General features: G+C 71.2%; 10 protein-coding genes. 2 read left to right on the top strand and 8 right to left on the bottom strand.

Annotation, left to right across the window (positions count from 1 at the left end):
• Window positions 1–117 precede the first annotated feature (117 nt).
• The 8 genes from holA to leuS form a co-directional block, all read right to left on the bottom strand.
• Entirely contained in the window at window positions 118–1,107 is a 990-nt protein-coding gene (gene holA / locus OHT77_RS29780) for a DNA polymerase III subunit delta (protein WP_328831486.1), read from the bottom strand.
• Between the two features lie 132 nt (window positions 1,108–1,239).
• The gene (locus OHT77_RS29775) at window positions 1,240–1,485 is read right to left on the bottom strand and encodes a hypothetical protein (protein ID WP_328831485.1); all 246 of its coding nucleotides are present in this window, start codon (window positions 1,483–1,485) and stop codon (window positions 1,240–1,242) included.
• Between the two features lie 12 nt (window positions 1,486–1,497).
• Entirely contained in the window at window positions 1,498–2,283 is a 786-nt protein-coding gene (locus OHT77_RS29770; RefSeq protein ID WP_328831483.1) for an arylamine N-acetyltransferase family protein, read from the bottom strand.
• A gap of 115 nt (window positions 2,284–2,398) precedes the next feature.
• The gene (locus tag OHT77_RS29765) at window positions 2,399–5,095 is read right to left on the bottom strand and encodes a ComEC/Rec2 family competence protein (protein ID WP_328831482.1); all 2,697 of its coding nucleotides are present in this window, start codon (window positions 5,093–5,095) and stop codon (window positions 2,399–2,401) included.
• Window positions 5,092–5,937, bottom strand: a complete 846-nt coding sequence (locus tag OHT77_RS29760; protein WP_443048155.1) for a helix-hairpin-helix domain-containing protein — start codon at window positions 5,935–5,937, stop codon at window positions 5,092–5,094. Before OHT77_RS29760 ends, OHT77_RS29765 begins: the two co-directional genes overlap by 4 nt.
• Before the next feature lie 818 nt (window positions 5,938–6,755).
• The gene (locus tag OHT77_RS29755) at window positions 6,756–7,601 is read right to left on the bottom strand and encodes a DegV family protein (protein ID WP_328831481.1); all 846 of its coding nucleotides are present in this window, start codon (window positions 7,599–7,601) and stop codon (window positions 6,756–6,758) included.
• Window positions 7,602–7,709: 108 nt separating this feature from the next.
• Window positions 7,710–8,441, bottom strand: a complete 732-nt coding sequence (locus OHT77_RS29750) for a hypothetical protein (RefSeq protein ID WP_328831480.1) — start codon at window positions 8,439–8,441, stop codon at window positions 7,710–7,712.
• A 130-nt stretch (window positions 8,442–8,571) separates the two neighbouring features.
• Window positions 8,572–11,451 carry a leucine--tRNA ligase gene (gene leuS, locus OHT77_RS29745; RefSeq protein ID WP_328831479.1) on the bottom strand — a complete coding sequence of 960 codons (2,880 nt, stop codon included), beginning with the start codon at window positions 11,449–11,451 and terminating at the stop codon, window positions 8,572–8,574.
• A 443-nt stretch (window positions 11,452–11,894) separates the two neighbouring features.
• Between leuS and OHT77_RS29740 the strand changes: the two genes are divergently transcribed.
• Both OHT77_RS29740 and OHT77_RS29735 read left to right on the top strand, forming a co-directional pair.
• Window positions 11,895–13,229 carry a cytochrome b/b6 domain-containing protein gene (locus tag OHT77_RS29740; protein ID WP_328831478.1) on the top strand — a complete coding sequence of 445 codons (1,335 nt, stop codon included), beginning with the start codon at window positions 11,895–11,897 and terminating at the stop codon, window positions 13,227–13,229.
• Window positions 13,226–14,839 (top strand): NADH-quinone oxidoreductase subunit NuoF family protein, encoded by a 1,614-nt coding sequence (locus OHT77_RS29735; RefSeq protein WP_328831476.1) that lies wholly within the window; start codon window positions 13,226–13,228, stop codon window positions 14,837–14,839. The genes OHT77_RS29740 and OHT77_RS29735 overlap by 4 nt, the downstream gene beginning before the upstream one ends.
• Window positions 14,840–14,865 lie beyond the last annotated feature (26 nt).

Genomic DNA, 14,865 nt, shown 5'->3' with positions numbered 1-14,865 from the left:
CGGGGGCATTGCTGTGTCCGCCTCCTGTGCTGCCGGACACCCCTACAACTGTCCTCGTGCCGAGGTTCCGCTACGACCGCCCTCGCGACCGGGGCTACGACTGTCCCGCGACCGGGGTTACGACTGTCCCCGTGACCGCGCCGCCCGGGCGATCGTGACGACCGCCTTCTCCAGCGCGTACTCCGGGTCGTCTCCCCCGCCCTTCACTCCCGCGTCGGCCTCGGCCACCGCGCGCAGGGCGACGGAGACCGCGTCCGGTGTCCAGCCCCGCATCTGCTGCCGCACCCGGTCGATCTTCCACGGCGGCATCCCCAGCTCACGGGCCAGATCCGCCGGCCGTCCCCCGCGCGCGGACGACAGCTTCCCGATCGCCCGCACGCCCTGCGCCAACGCGCTGGTGATCAGCACCGGCGCGACCCCGGTGGACAGGGACCAGCGCAGCGCCTCCAGCGCCTCCGCCGCACGGCCCTCCACGGCCCGGTCCGCGACCGTGAAGCTCGACGCCTCGGCCCGGCCCGTGTAGTACCGGCCGACAACCGCCTCGTCGATGGTCCCCTCGATGTCGGCGACCAACTGGGAGACCGCGGACGCCAGTTCCCGCAGATCGCTGCCGATGGAGTCGACGAGCGCCTGGCAGGCCTCCGGCGTGGCCGATCTCCCGGTCGCCCGGAACTCGCCCCGCACGAACGCCAGCCGGTCCGCCGGCTTCGTCATCTTCGGGCAGGCCACCTCCCGCGCCCCCGCCTTGCGCGCGGCGTCGAGCAACGCCTTGCCCTTGACCCCGCCCGCGTGCAGCAGCACGAGGGTGATCTCCTCGGCGGGCGCTCCGAGATACCCCTTCACGTCCTTGACCGTGTCCGCGGACAGGTCCTGCGCATTGCGTACGACCACGACCTTCCGCTCCGCGAAGAGCGAGGGACTCGTCAACTCCGCGAGCGTGCCGGGCTGCAACTGGTCCGAGGTGAGGTCACGTACATCCGTGTCGGCGTCGGCGGCCCGAGCGGCGGCCACCACCTCCTGCACGGCACGGTCGAGCAGCAGGTCCTCCTGGCCCACGGCAAGCGTCACCGGGGCGAGAGGGTCGTCATTCGCAGTCTTCCTGGCCATCCCGTAAAGCATCGCACGCGGCACTGACATCGCGGTGCGGGTGGCGTGGGCGAGGGGAGGTTGTACGGGGGTTAGGGGGCAGGTTTGCGTGCGGGGGAACGCGTACGACCACGACCGTAGAACCCGCCTCTTCTACGGCTCCTCGCGCCAGCCGTCCCACTCCCCCGCGAAGGCGTCCAGCTCGCCGGGGTCGAGGCGGGCGTGCTCGTCTCGTAGGACCAGGAGCCACTGGGCGTCCTCGGCGTCGTCCTCGCCCGCCAGGGCGTCCCGTACCAACTGGGGTTCCTCGTCGAGCCGGAACCGCTCCCCGAGCGCCTCGGCCGCCTCCTGGGCCGCGTCACGGTCGGGCAGCACCAGCACATGTCTCACATCGCTCACACGGGATATTTTCTACCCTCGCTTCCGCACCTCCGGAACCGACCCCAGTTCGATCCCGAACCGCTTCCGGTACACCTCCAACACCTCCTCGTCCGTGGACAGTTCGCGTACCTCCCGCGCGCCCTCCTCGTCGGTCACCGTGAGGGTCCGGCCGGAGAGCGTGATCCTTCCGCCGTCCTCCAGGAGCCGGGAACAGACCAGCGACTGGGTGAAGTGAGAGGCCGGTGACGTGCTGTGCCACCACGCGCCGGCCACGAAGTCGGCGAGTTCCCGGGGCCGAAGTTCCAGGCGGTACTGCGGCGTGCCGTCGTGGACGACGTCCAGGTCGGGGCCCACCTCGACCAGCGTGAACGTACCGCCCGGGTCCGGCTGCGCACCCCGTTCCGCGAACGCCAGCGGATGGTGGCTGTGCTTCCCGAAACCGACGTCGGCCAGCCACACACTCCCGTCCGCCGTCCCCACCCGCAGCGCGAGATGGTCGTACGGAATGCCGAGCCGCCCTTCGTCCCCGTGCACCCGCGCGGCGAGCGGGGTGACCTCAAAACCCAGGGCGGTGAGCAACGCCCCGAAGGCACCGTTGAGTTCGTAGCAGAACCCGCCCCTGCGCGCGCCCACCACCTTGTCCACCAGCCGGTTCTCGTCCAGCACGATCTCCTCGCCCAGATGGACCGACAAGTTCTCGAACGGCACGGTCCGCAGATGGTGCACCTGCAACTCGCGCAGGGCGTCGGCGGTGGGCACGGGCGGGCGGGCGAGGCCCAAGCGGTGCAGGTAGGCGTCGGTCTGTGCGGGGTTCATGCTCCCAGTCTCACTCCGGGGCGGGGGCTTCGCCCAGGGCGTTGGCCAGGCGGACGACCAGTCGGCCCGCTCTGACGCTGGTGCGGTCGCCGATGAGCCTGCCCCGCCCGATCCCTCACCCCCGTATCACCCGCAACCCCTCCCCGCTTCCGCCGACCGCCAATGCCCCGTCCTCGTCCGTCCGCAGGACCACCGCACCCATGGCCCGCAGCGCCGCGACCGTGCTCGGGGCGGGGTGGCCGTAGACGTTGTGCTCGCCGCAGGAGATCAGCGCGAGGCGCGGCGCCACTCTGCGTATCAGGTCCGGGTCCTGATAGGCCGAGCCGTGATGGGCGACTTTGAGTACGTCCACGTTGCCTAGGAGCGCGGCTGCCGGGGACCTCAACAGCTCCTGTTGGGCCGGGGGTTCGAGGTCTCCGAGGAGCAGCAGCCGTAGGCCGGCCGTCCTTACCAGCAGGGCGATGCTGGCGTCGTTCGGGCCGTCCGGATCCGGCGCCAGGCGCAGTGAGGGCGCTGGGGGCCACAGCACCTGCCAGGCCAGCGGGCCGGTGCGGCGCTCCTCGCCGGCTACGGCCCGGGTGATCGGGATGTGCCGTTCCGCCGCCGCCCTCCGTACGAACTCGACCTGGTCCGCGGGTTCTTCGAAGGACGTCGTCTCGATCGCGCCCACCGAACGGCCCCGCAACACCCCGGGCAGCCCTGCCACATGGTCGGCATGGAAGTGGGTCAGCACGACGAGCGGGATCCTGGTGATGCCGAGCGCGCGCAGACACTGGTCGACCGGCTTCGGATCGGGTCCGGCGTCCACGACCACGCCGGTGCCCTTGCCCGCCGCGAGCACCGTCGCGTCACCCTGCCCGACATCACACATCGCGAACCGCCACCCCGGCGGCGGCCACCCCGTGATCACCCGGGTCAACGGCGCCGGCGCCACCACGATCAGGAGCAGTACGAAGCCGCAAATCCCGCACAGCCAGGGGTACTTCACCAGCCGCCGTCCGACCAGCACGAGGGCCGCGACCGCCACGGCGAGCAGCAGCGCCCCGGTCCAGCTCCCCGACCAGTCCACTCCCCCGCCTGGCAGCGCCGCGCCGGTCCGGGCGACGTCCGCGATCCATCCCGTGGGCCAACTCGCGCCCCACGCATTCACCTTGGCCACCGGTATCGCCACCGGTGCCGCCGCCAGCGCCGCGAAGCCCAAGACTGTGGCCGGCGCGACCGCGATCTCCGCGAGCAGATTGCACGGCACCGCCACCAGACTCACCCGCGCCGACAGCACGGCCACGACCGGCGCGCACAACGCCTGCGCGGCAGCGGCGGTGGCCAACGCCTCGGCCAACCGTGGCGGAACTCTGTGCCGCCGCAACGTCTCACTCCAGCGCGGCGCGAGCGTGAGCAGGGCGCCGGTCGCCAGCACGGAGAGCAGGAATCCGTAACTCCGGGCCAGCCACGGGTCGTAGAGCACCAGCAGCAGTACGGCCGTCGCCAGCGCCGGGATCAGTGATCTGCGGCGCCCGGTCGCGAGGGCTAGCAGCGCTACCGCTCCGCAGGCCGCCGCCCGCAGCACGCTCGGGTCGGGGCGGCACACGACGACGAAGCCGAGCGTGAGCACCCCGCCCAGCAATGCGGTCGCTCGGAGGGAGATGCCTAGGCGCGGTGCCAGACCTCGGCGTTCGATGTGCTGGGCGAGGCCCGGTGGGCCGATGAGGAGGGCGAGCAGGATGGTGAGGTTGCTTCCGGACACGGCGAGGGTGTGCGCGAGGTCCGTCTCCTTGAACGCCTCGTCCAACTCGGGTGTGATCCGCGCGGTGTCCCCGACGACCAGCCCCGGCAACAACGCCCGCGCGTCGCCCGGCAATCCGTCGGTGGCCTCACGCAAGCCGGCCCGCAACCGTCCCGCGAACCGTTGCGCCCCGGACGGCTCCCCCACCACCTCCGGCACCGGCTGGTTCCGCACCCGGAGCACGGCCGCGACCCGGTCCCCGCTCGTCAGGGAGGGTGCCAGTCGCGCGGTCACCTTGACCCGCGTCGAGGGAAGCAGTCCGAGCCAGGGTGAATGCTCCGGCCTGCCACGCGAATCCCCTTTCGCGTCCCCTCCCTTGGTGGTCGATCCCGGGTCGACGATCAACAGCACCGGCGCCCGTGTCTCCACGACCGTCCCGTCCATCTCCTCGACCCGCCGCACCTCGGCGTCGACCAGCACGGAGACCGGAGCCGCGTGATCCCCACTGATCCGGGGCCGGGTCAGCCGTGGATCGGAACCGACCTCCACCTCGGCGGTCACGGTCGCGTACTCCCGCGCCAACTCGGGCACCGGCCCCCGCCGCAGATCCGCCCCGTGCAGCCCGGCGGAGGCCGCGGCCGCGGCGATGGAGAGGAGCAGGGCGGCGATCGAAACGCGGGGCCATGTGGCGTGCCTCCACGTGGGCTGTCGCCGTGTGGGCTGCCTTCGTGTGATCTGGCGCGGTGTGGTCTGTGACCGTGTGGACTGCGGCCGTGTGGGCTGCCTCCGTGTGGACTGCCGCCTTGTCGTCAGCAGCAGCACGAGCCCCACCGCCAGCGCTGCGAGCGCTACTCCCGTGACCCACATCGGTGACGCGTCGAGGGCCAGTGCCGCCGTCGCCCAGGCCGCGAGTGCGGGCGGTACGAGTCGGAGGTCTGTCGGTCCTTCCTGTTGGGGGTGGGCGGTACCCGGCTGGTTGCCGGGGGTGGCGTACGCAGGTCGGCGAGGCGGTACGGGGATGTCGTCCTGTGCCGGGCGGCGAGGAGGCGTGGGCTCGGGTCCTGTTGGGGCGTCCTGGACCCGGGTCATGGCTGGACCAGATCCCGTAGGTCGGCGAAGCGGCGGTCGCCGATGCCGTTGACCTGGCGCAGTTCGTCCACCGAGCGGAAACCGCCGTGCTGCGTGCGGTAGTCGATGATGTGCTGAGCCAGCACCGGGCCTACGCCGGGCAGGGTGTTGAGCTGTTCCGCGGTGCCCGTGTTGAGGGAGACAGGGGCTGTCGGAGCCGCTCCCGCAGCGGAGCCCGCGACTCCTGCGGTGTTCGCGCCGCCCGCACCCGGCACCGCTACGGGAGCCGGACCGCCGACGACGATCTGCTCCCCGTCCACGAGGAACCGCGCGCGGTTGAGCCCCTCGGTGTTCGTCCCCGGACGCACTCCACCCGCCGCCCGGAGCGCGTCGGTCACCCGCGAGCCGGCCGAAAGCCGATGCACCCCGGGCTCCCGAACCTTGCCGCTGACGTCCACGACGATCTCGGCACCGGCGGCACCGGCGGCACCAGCCGCACTCGCAGCGCCCCGCGCTCCGACCGACGAGGCACGCGACCCGGCCCCTTTGCCCGCAGCCCCGTCCTCGCTCTCGCCCGCGCTTCCACCCCCGTCTCCAAAGGGAGCCGCCGCGCGGACCACCTCCGGTGCGCGAACGGGTTGAGTCCGGCCCACCCAGAAGTGCTGCACAGCGAAGACCGCGGCCACCAGGAGCAGAACACCGAGCGCGATCACATTCCGCCGCTCCAGCCCACACCGCGTCTGCACCCACACCGGCATCCGCTCCCGCAGAGCCGCCCCGGCCCGCTCCCGCCAAGCCCCCGACGCCCGATCCCGCCGGATACCGGTCTCACCGGCACGGCCGAAATCTCCGGGGTCCGCCAAGGCCCCGGCGTCTGCGGCCACTTCAGCCGTACCGACGTACAAGAAGCCATCGGACTCAGGGGCAGCACCCGTCGGCGCCCCCACCAGGACCGCCCGCCTCCGCTCCCCCTCCAACTGCCTTGCCGCCGACTCGATCTCCGGCCCCGGCCCCGGCTCCGGCTCCGGCTCCGGCTCCAACTGCGACTCCGGAACAGCCCACGGCCCAGCATCCACAGGCGCCGGGAAGCTGAGCCCCGCCGCCCTCACCACAGGTGGAACCACACGCCCCCGTGCCGCAGTCATCGGCGGACCCGGCCGCCCCCTCGCCCCAGTCATCGGCGGACCCGGCCGCACCGTCGCCCCCGTCACAGGCGAAACAGAGGACCCCGCCTCATCCCCTACCGGCGAACCAGAGCCCGCGCCCCCACCTGCGCCGCCACCGACACGCCCACCGCCATCACCACCACCCGGCGGCCCACTCCCCAACTCACCCCGCTCCCCGGCCCGTTCGCCAAAGAGCAGGTCCGCCCGCCGCCGAAGTTCCTCCGCCGAAGCCTGACGATGTGCCCTCCCCCGTGTCGCCGGTCGGCGATACCGAGTCCGGCCGTCGGAGAACGGAGCGCGGCCCGGGCCGCTGGTCGCAGTCGCTGTGTGTGAGCGTGATCGAAGTGCCATGCGCCGAGCATCGGACATCCCGCGACTTCGCGATGATCTTGGTCAATTCCCGGGGACGACAGCCCAGTTGTGGATAACTCCGTCACCCATACGGGCGCCCCCCGCCCAAGGCACCGGCCGAAACACAGGCAGAACCCGCCCCCGGCAACCCCCCGACGCCCCCATCACCGAGCCGAAACCACAGCCCCCAACAACCCGGGCCCGGTATGCGCCCCGATCACCGCCCCGACCTCACTCACATGCAGATCCGCCAGCCCCGGCACCCGCGCCCGCAACCGGTCCGCGAGCGCCGACGCCCGCTCGGGCGCGGAGAGGTGATGGACCGCGATGTCGACCTGTGCGCTGCCCGCCCGGTCCGCCGCGAGTTCCTCGAGGCGGGCGATCGCCTTCGACGCCGTCCGTACCTTCTCCAGGAGTTCGATGCGGCCGCCCTCCAGCTGGAGCAGCGGCTTCACCGCGAGCGCGGAGCCGAGCAGCGCCTGGGCCGCGCCGATTCGGCCGCCCCGGCGCAGATAGTCGAGGGTGTCGACGTAGAAGTAGGCGGACGTACCGGCGGCCCGCTTCTCCGCGGCCGTCACCGCCTCGTCCACCGTGCCGCCGGCCTCCGCCGTCTCGGCCGCGGCGAGGGCGCAGAAGCCGAGTGCCATCGCGACCATCCCGGTGTCCACGACCCGCACCGGCACCGGTGCCTCACGCGCGGCGACGACGGCCGCGTCGTAGGTGCCGGAGAGTTCGGCGGAGAGGTGGAGGGAGACGATGCCGGTGGCGCCGGACTCGGCGACCTCGCGGTAGGTCTCCGCGAAGTGCTGGGGGCTGGGGCGCGAGGTGGTGACCGAACGTCGCTTCTGCAGGGCCTGGGCCAGCGAGCGGGTGGAGATCTCGGTGCCCTCTTCGAGCGCCCGGTCACCGAGGACCACGGTCAGCGGCACTGCTGTGATCCCGTGGCGCTCCATCGTCAGCGGCGGCAGGTAGGCCGTTGAATCGGTGACGATCGCGACATGGCGGGACATGAGCTGGAGGTTACCTGCCGTAGCGGCCGGGCGGCAGCCCGACCCCTTTCACCTGGGCCGGAACCGGCCGGATCCTTGCACGTCGCACACGCGCAGCGTGCCGCACGATCAAGTCGTGCTCTCCGGGCGGGGTTTCTTCTGCCACGGGTAACTGGGGCGCCGTCCCGGCGGGGTGATGGCGGACGGGGCCGGCTCCTCGGGAGCGGGGCGGGAGCGCGGGGGCTCCGGCCAGGTCTGCCGGGTCGCCGTGGCGTCGGCGGGCGGGGCGTCGGGCCACGGAGGCGGCGTGTGGTCCGACTTCGTCCAGTGCCGGAGGGCGCCGGCCTCCATGTCTATCTGGGCGCTGAGCGAGTCCAGGTCGTCCTCCGCGAAGCGGCCGGCCCGGTCGCGGGCGGCCCAGCGCAGTGAGTCCGCCGACTTCGTGATGCGCTCGGTGCGCTCGCGCAGCGCGGGCAGCCGCTCGGCGAGGGTCTTGCGGTCGGGCTCGGACTCCAAGCGCCTGAGTTCGCCGTCGAGTTCGCGGCCGTGGGCGCTGAGTCGCTCGAAGAGGCCGAGGGACTCCTTGAGGGACTCGTCCTCGGTCACGCCCGCGCGCAGTGCGTCCTGGGTCGCGCGCATCGATGTCCGCAGGGCGAGGCGCAGTTGGGCCACCTGTCCCTGCGGGCCGGGCTGGGCGAAGGACTTGGCGCGCAGGGTGTGGTCCTCGACCGAGCGCCGGGCCTGCGCGACCGTGCGGTCGACGCCGCGCTTGGCCGCGCCGATCGCCTTCACCGCGGCATAGCCGCCGAGCACCACGAACAGCAGGAAGAGAAGGGCGAAGACTGTGATCACGACTTCCAACGCTCCTCCACCGGCTCCGGGCGGCACACACCGCGCCGCTTCTTCCAAGGTAAACGCAACGGGCAGGTCCCGAGTTCCACAGGAACCCGGAACCTGCCCGTAGGGGACTACCCCGAGCCAACCGCCCCGACTACGCCGGAACGATGTTCACCAGCTTCGGCGCCCGCACGATGACCTTGCGGATGCCCGCGCCCTCCAGGGCGGCGACGACCTTCTCGTCGGCCAGCGCGACCTTCTCCAGTTCGGCGTCGGAGATCGTCGGGGAGACCTCCAGGCGGGCCTTGACCTTGCCCTTGATCTGCACGACGCAGGTCACGCTCTCGTCCACGACGTACGCCGGGTCGGCGACCGGGTAGTCCTGGTGGACCACCGTGTCGGTGCGGCCCAGCTTGCGCCACAGTTCCTCGGCGATGTGCGGGGCCAGCGGCGCAATCAGCAGCACCAGCGACTCGGCGACCGGGCGCGGCAGGGCGCCGCCCGCCTTGGTCAGCTGGTTGTTCAGCTCGGTGATCTTGGCGATGGCCGTGTTGAAGCGCAGGCCCGCCAGGTCCTGGCGCACCCCGTCGATCGCCTTGTGCAGGGCACGCAGCGTGTCCTCGTCGGGCTCGGTGTCGACGACCGTGACCTCACCGGTCGTCTCGTCGACGATGTTGCGCCACAGCCGCTGCAGCAGCCGGTACTGGCCCACCACCGCGCGCGTGTCCCACGGCCGGGAGACGTCCAGGGGACCCATGGCCATCTCGTACAGGCGCAGGGTGTCGGCGCCGTACTCGTCGCAGATCTCGTCCGGAGTGACCGCGTTCTTCAGGGACTTGCCCATCTTGCCCAGCAGCCGGGAGACCTTCTCGCCCTGGTAGTAGTAGGCGCCGTCGCGCTCCTCCACCTCGGCGGCCGGGACCGGGAAGCCGCGGCTGTCCCGGTAGACGTAGGCCTGGATCATGCCCTGGTTGAACAGCTTGTGGAACGGCTCGGGGGACGAGATGTGCCCCAGGTCGAACAGCACCTTGGACCAGAAGCGGGCGTACAGCAGGTGCAGTACGGCGTGCTCGGCGCCGCCGACGTACAGGTCGACGCCGCCGTGCGGCATGCCCTCGCGGGGGCCCATCCAGTACTGCTCGATGGCGGGGTCGACCAGCTTCTGGTCGTTGTGCGGGTCCAGGTAGCGCAGTTCGTACCAGCAGGAACCGGCCCAGTTCGGCATGGTGTTGGTCTCGCGGCGGTACTTCTGGGGGCCGCGGCCGTCGCCCAGGTCCAGGGTGACGGCGACCCAGTCCTCGTTGCGGGACAGGGGCGTCTCCGGGGACGTGTCGGCGTCGTCCGGGTCGAAGGTGCGCGGCGAGTAGTCCTCGACCTCCGGCAGCTCCAGGGGCAGCATCGACTCGGGCAACGGGTGCGCGATGCCGTCCTCGTCGTAGACGATCGGGAAGGGCTCGCCCCAGTAGCGCTGGCGGCTGAACAGCCAGTCGCGCAGGCGGAAGTTGACGGTGCCCTCGCCGATGCCCTTGCGGGCCAGCCACTCCGTGATGCGGGCCTTGGCCTCGGCCACGGGCAGGCCGTCCAGGGAGATCTCGTCGTTCGAGGAGTTGATGATCTTCGCGTCGTACGACCCGAAGGCGTCCTCCCAGGTGGACGTGTCCGTGCCGCGGCCGTCGGTCGGCTCCACGATGCAGGTGATCGGCAGCTCGAAGGCGCGCGCGAAGTCGAAGTCGCGCTGGTCGCCCGCCGGGACGGCCATGATCGCGCCGGTGCCGTAGCCCATCAGTACGTAGTCGGCGATGAAGACCGGGATGCGCTCGCCGTTGACCGGGTTGGTCGCGAAGGCGCCGGTGAAGACACCGGTCTTCTCCTTGGCGTCGGCCTGGCGCTCCACGTCGGACTTGGTGCCGGCCTGCGCGCGGTACGCGGCGACGGCCTCGGCCGGGGTGGCGTGACCCCCGGTCCACGCGTCGCGCGTGCCCTCGGGCCAGGCGTCCGGGGTGAACTTGTCGACCAGGGGGTGCTCGGGTGCCAGCACCATGTAGGTCGCGCCGAACAGGGTGTCGGGGCGGGTGGTGAAGACGGTGATGGTCTCGCCGTCGACGGGGAAGTCGACGCGGGCGCCCTCGGAGCGGCCGATCCAGTTGCGCTGCTGCAGCTTGATGGCCTCGGGCCAGTCCAGCTCCTCCAGGTCCGCCAGCAGCCGGTCGGCGTAGGCGGTGATGCGCATGTTCCACTGGCGCAGCTTGGCCTTGAAGACCGGGAAGTTGCCGCGCTCGGAGCGGCCGTCGGCGGTGACTTCCTCGTTGGCCAGGACGGTGCCCAGCCCGGGGCACCAGTTGACGGGCGCGTCGGAGGCGTACGCCAGGCGGAACTCGCCCAGGACGTCGGCACGTTCGGTGGCGGTCAGCTCGGCCCACGCGCGCGTGTGGCCCGGTACGGCACGCTCACCGGTCTCGAACTGGGCGACCAGCTCGGCGATCGGGCGGGCCTTGTCGGCCTCGTCGTCGTACCAGGAGTTGAAGATCTGCAGGAAGATCCACTGGGTCCACTTGTAGTACTCGGGGTCGATCGTGGCGAACGACCGGCGCTTGTCGTGGCCCAGGCCCAGCGCGCGCAGCTGGGACTTCATGTTGGTGATGGCGGCCAGGGTGGTGATCCTGGGGTGCTCTCCGGTCTGGACGGCGTGCTGTTCGGCGGGCAGGCCGAAGGCGTCGAAGCCCAGGGTGTGCAGCACGTTGTGGCCGGTCATCCGCTGGTACCGGGCGAACACGTCGGTGGCGATGTAGCCCAGGGGGTGGCCGACGTGCAGGCCCGCACCGGAGGGGTACGGGAACATGTCCATGATGAACTTCTTGGGGCGGGCGGCCAGTTCGGGGTCGCCGGCCAGGTCACCGCTCGGGTTCGGTGCCTCGTAGGTGCCCTCGGCATCCCAGAAGTCCTGCCAGCGTGCCTCGATGTCCGCGGCCATGGCTGCCGTGTAGCGGTGCGGGGCGACCACCTCGGCGGCGGCAGCGGGGTTCGTCTCGCTCATGATCCTCAAAGCTCCATCGATCGTCTCTGCCAGCGGCTGCGACATTCAGGCTGTGACATCCGCCATGGACATCCACCAAATGAAAAATCCCCTCGCACAGGAGGGGACGCCGCGCCGATTCCGACCTCACCGTTCGCCGGTGGTCGGGACTGATCAGCGCGGCTCGCTAAGCAGAAGGCGTACAGCACGCATGGCGTCAGAGTACCGCAGCCCTTGAGCACAACGCGACGCGCTTCCGTATCACCCTTGGCACCCTGACCACACCGACCCGGACTGAACCAAGTTCAAGGACTACCTTCGCGTACCACCCTCTACGGGACATCACAGCAAGCGCATTGTCGTTTGATAACAACGCAATAACTCAAACCTCGTACCCACCGGTATGGAGCCACTTAGAGTTCGGCAGCGGGACCGCTTTCCCGATACTGCTCGGAGTTGCCCCCATGAACCCTCGTCGTAGTACCAGTTCGCTCCCCAAGCCGGGCCGTTCGGCCTATGGCGTGGTGAGCCTTGTCGTCCTGATCTTCATACCCGTGTTCGTGCTGCTCGGAGGCAGCCGGGTACAGGACTTCCTCAACTTCGGTGCGGGCGTCCTGTCGCTCGTCTCCCTCACCTGCTCGGTGATCTGGGGGCTGGTCGCCCAGGACCGCGTCATCCTCAACATCCGCCAGCGGATCGTGGCCCAGGGCATCCACCGGGTGACCGCCGTGGGCTCGATCGCCTTCCTGGTGATCCACATCACGGTCAAGCTGGCGCTCGACCACACCGTCCTGATCGCCGCGCTGATCCCGTTCAGCCTCGGCGTGAAGGGCAGCGCCGGGCTCATCGGCCTCGGGTCCCTGGCCGGCCTGCTCATGATCTTCGTGGGCATCACCGGCGCCCTGCGCAACCAGTTCGCGTCCCCCGCGCCCGTCGCCGCCCGCTGGCGCGCGATGCACATGCTGGCCTACCCGGCCTGGTGCGCGGCGCTGGTCCACGGCCTGTTCGCGGGCCGCGCGGCGAAGCCGTTCTTCATGATCTCGTACGAGCTGTGCCTGGTCGGGGTCGCCGCCGCCCTCGCCCTGCGCTCGGCGCCCCGCCCCTTCAAGCGGAAGTTCGCCGACAAGGTCGCCCGGCTCCTGGGCAACGAGGAGCGTCCCGGCCTGGACGAACTCGACGCGAGCCGGGGCCGCGTGGGCGAGTCCACCCTGCCGGGCTTCGAGAGCCGCCGTCCCGCCGAGGGCCGACGGGCCGCACGGCAGCCCTCGTTCACCGAGACCGGGTCGGTCCCGCGCGTGGACCCCGCCGCCATGTACGAGACGAGGTCCATGACCCCGGAGACCGCCAAGAACGACTTCGCGGCCGCCTACCGCACCGCCACGCCTGAGTCCACCGGCCAGATGCCGTACGTCACCGACCAGATCGCGCACCTGAACGTGCCCATGGACATGCAGAACACCCAGGCCGTCCCGCGCGCGGACAACGGGGGCAGCACCTCGGGCAGCTGGCCGATCCCGTCGCCGCCGCCGGTCGGCGAGGCGCCCCCGTCGGCCTACGACCCGCTCCAGGACACCGGTTACAACATCCCTACGTACAACAACAATTCGGGCACGGGCGGCTATGGGGAGGGATACGCGTACCCGACCGGTGAGTCGAACGGCACCTCCGGTACGTACAACCCCAATGACACGTACAACAGCGGTCCCGCCACCGATCAAACGCCCAACGCTTCGTACGACTTCGACGCGCAGGGCGGCTCGGGCGAACCTTGGAACACGCCTTCCGGAGGCTATAGGTGAACGAGGCCCTGCCCGACGTCCCCGAAGTCCGCGTCGTCGGGCTTCCGCAGCTCACGTCAGGCTTCGACCTTGTCGAGCGACTCGACCTGCCCATGCACCTCAAGGTGCACGGGCCGCTCGAACCGATGGGCGGGGAGCAGCTCGCGAAGCTCTCCGAGGCCATCAACCTGAAGGGCCGCGGCGGCGCGGGCTTCCCCTTCCACAAGAAGCTGCGGTCGGTCGCCGAGGCCGCGATCAAACGCGGCGTACGACCGGTCGTCGTCGTCAACGGCAGTGAGGACGAACCGGCCTGCCGCAAGGACACGGTGCTCATCAACCGTGCCCCGCACCTCATCCTGGACGGCGCCCTCCTGGTCGCCGAGGCCCTGGGTGCCCGCACGCTCGTGGTGGGGGTCACCAGGGAGTCGACGCAGCGCTCCATGGAGGCGGCACTCTCCGAGCGCGGCCTGAGCAACACCCGCCGTTCGGCACTGAAGGCGTTCGTCCAGCGCAACCCGGTCCGCATGGTCACCGGTGCCGCCGCGTCACTGATCCGCTCGATCGACGGCGGCCCGGCGATCCCGCCCGGCCGCAAGGTCAGCGCCTCCCAGAACGGCGTCGGCGGCGCCCCCACCCTGCTGTCGAACGCCGAGACGTTCGCCCAACTCGCCATCGCCGCCCGCATCGGCCCCGAGCGCTACGGCAACACCGGCCTCTACGACGAGCCCGGCACCGTCATGCTCACGGTCTCCGGGGCGGTCGCGCGCCCCATGGTGCTCGAGGTCCCCACCGGCGTACCGCTGCGCTACGTCCTGCAGCTGGCCGGTGCCCCGCCGGTCCCCCAGGGTGTGCTGACGGGTGGTTACCACGGCAAGTGGATCGACGCGGCGACGGTCAACGAGGCGATCGTCTCCCGCAACTCCCTGGACGCGGTGGGCGGTGCGCTCGGCGCGGGCGCCATCATGCCGATCACCCAGGAGACCTGCCCGCTGGGCGAGTCACTGCGCGTGGCCCAGTGGCTGGCCGACGAGAGCGCGGGACAGTGCGGTCCCTGCTACCTCGGTCTGCCCGCCGCCGCGCGCGGCATGGAGGACATCCTCAACGGCGGCGGCCCGGCCGCCCTGGAGGCGCTCAAGCAGGTCGCCAAGGCCGTGAAGCGGCGCGGCGCGTGCTCGCACCCGGACGGCTCCGCGATGTTTCTGGAGTCGACCATCAAGGCGTTCACGGACGACCTCGCCGCCCACGTCCTCGGGAACGGCTGCGGAAGGCCCGTGGAGGGCGTTCTGCCGCTCTTCGAGGGCGGCCAGCTCCCCGCGGGCATCACGAGCGGCGCGGAGGCCGAGGAGAGCGGTCCCAGCCGTCAGAAGATCTACGTCGACTGGACGCTGTGCCGGGGCCACGGTCTGTGCGCGGACATCCTCCCGGAGGTCTTCGAACTCGGCGCCGACGGCTTCCCCACCGTGGCGCAGGCCCAGGTGCCGCGGTACGCGGAGGCGAAGGCCCTCCGCGCGGTGCGCCGTTGCCCGGCGCTCGCCCTGCGTCTGGAGGAGGAGGCTCCCCGGGACAAGACCCCGTCCCGGAACCTGCCGGTCCTCTCCCAGGGCCGCGGCCGGCGGGCCCTGGGCCGCTGAGCGCACGAACGGCAAGGCCGCCTCTT

This window comes from Streptomyces sp. NBC_00252 (assembly GCF_036187565.1).
Classification (GTDB): domain Bacteria; phylum Actinomycetota; class Actinomycetes; order Streptomycetales; family Streptomycetaceae; genus Streptomyces.
This window is presented reverse-complemented; position numbering and strand designations above follow the sequence as displayed.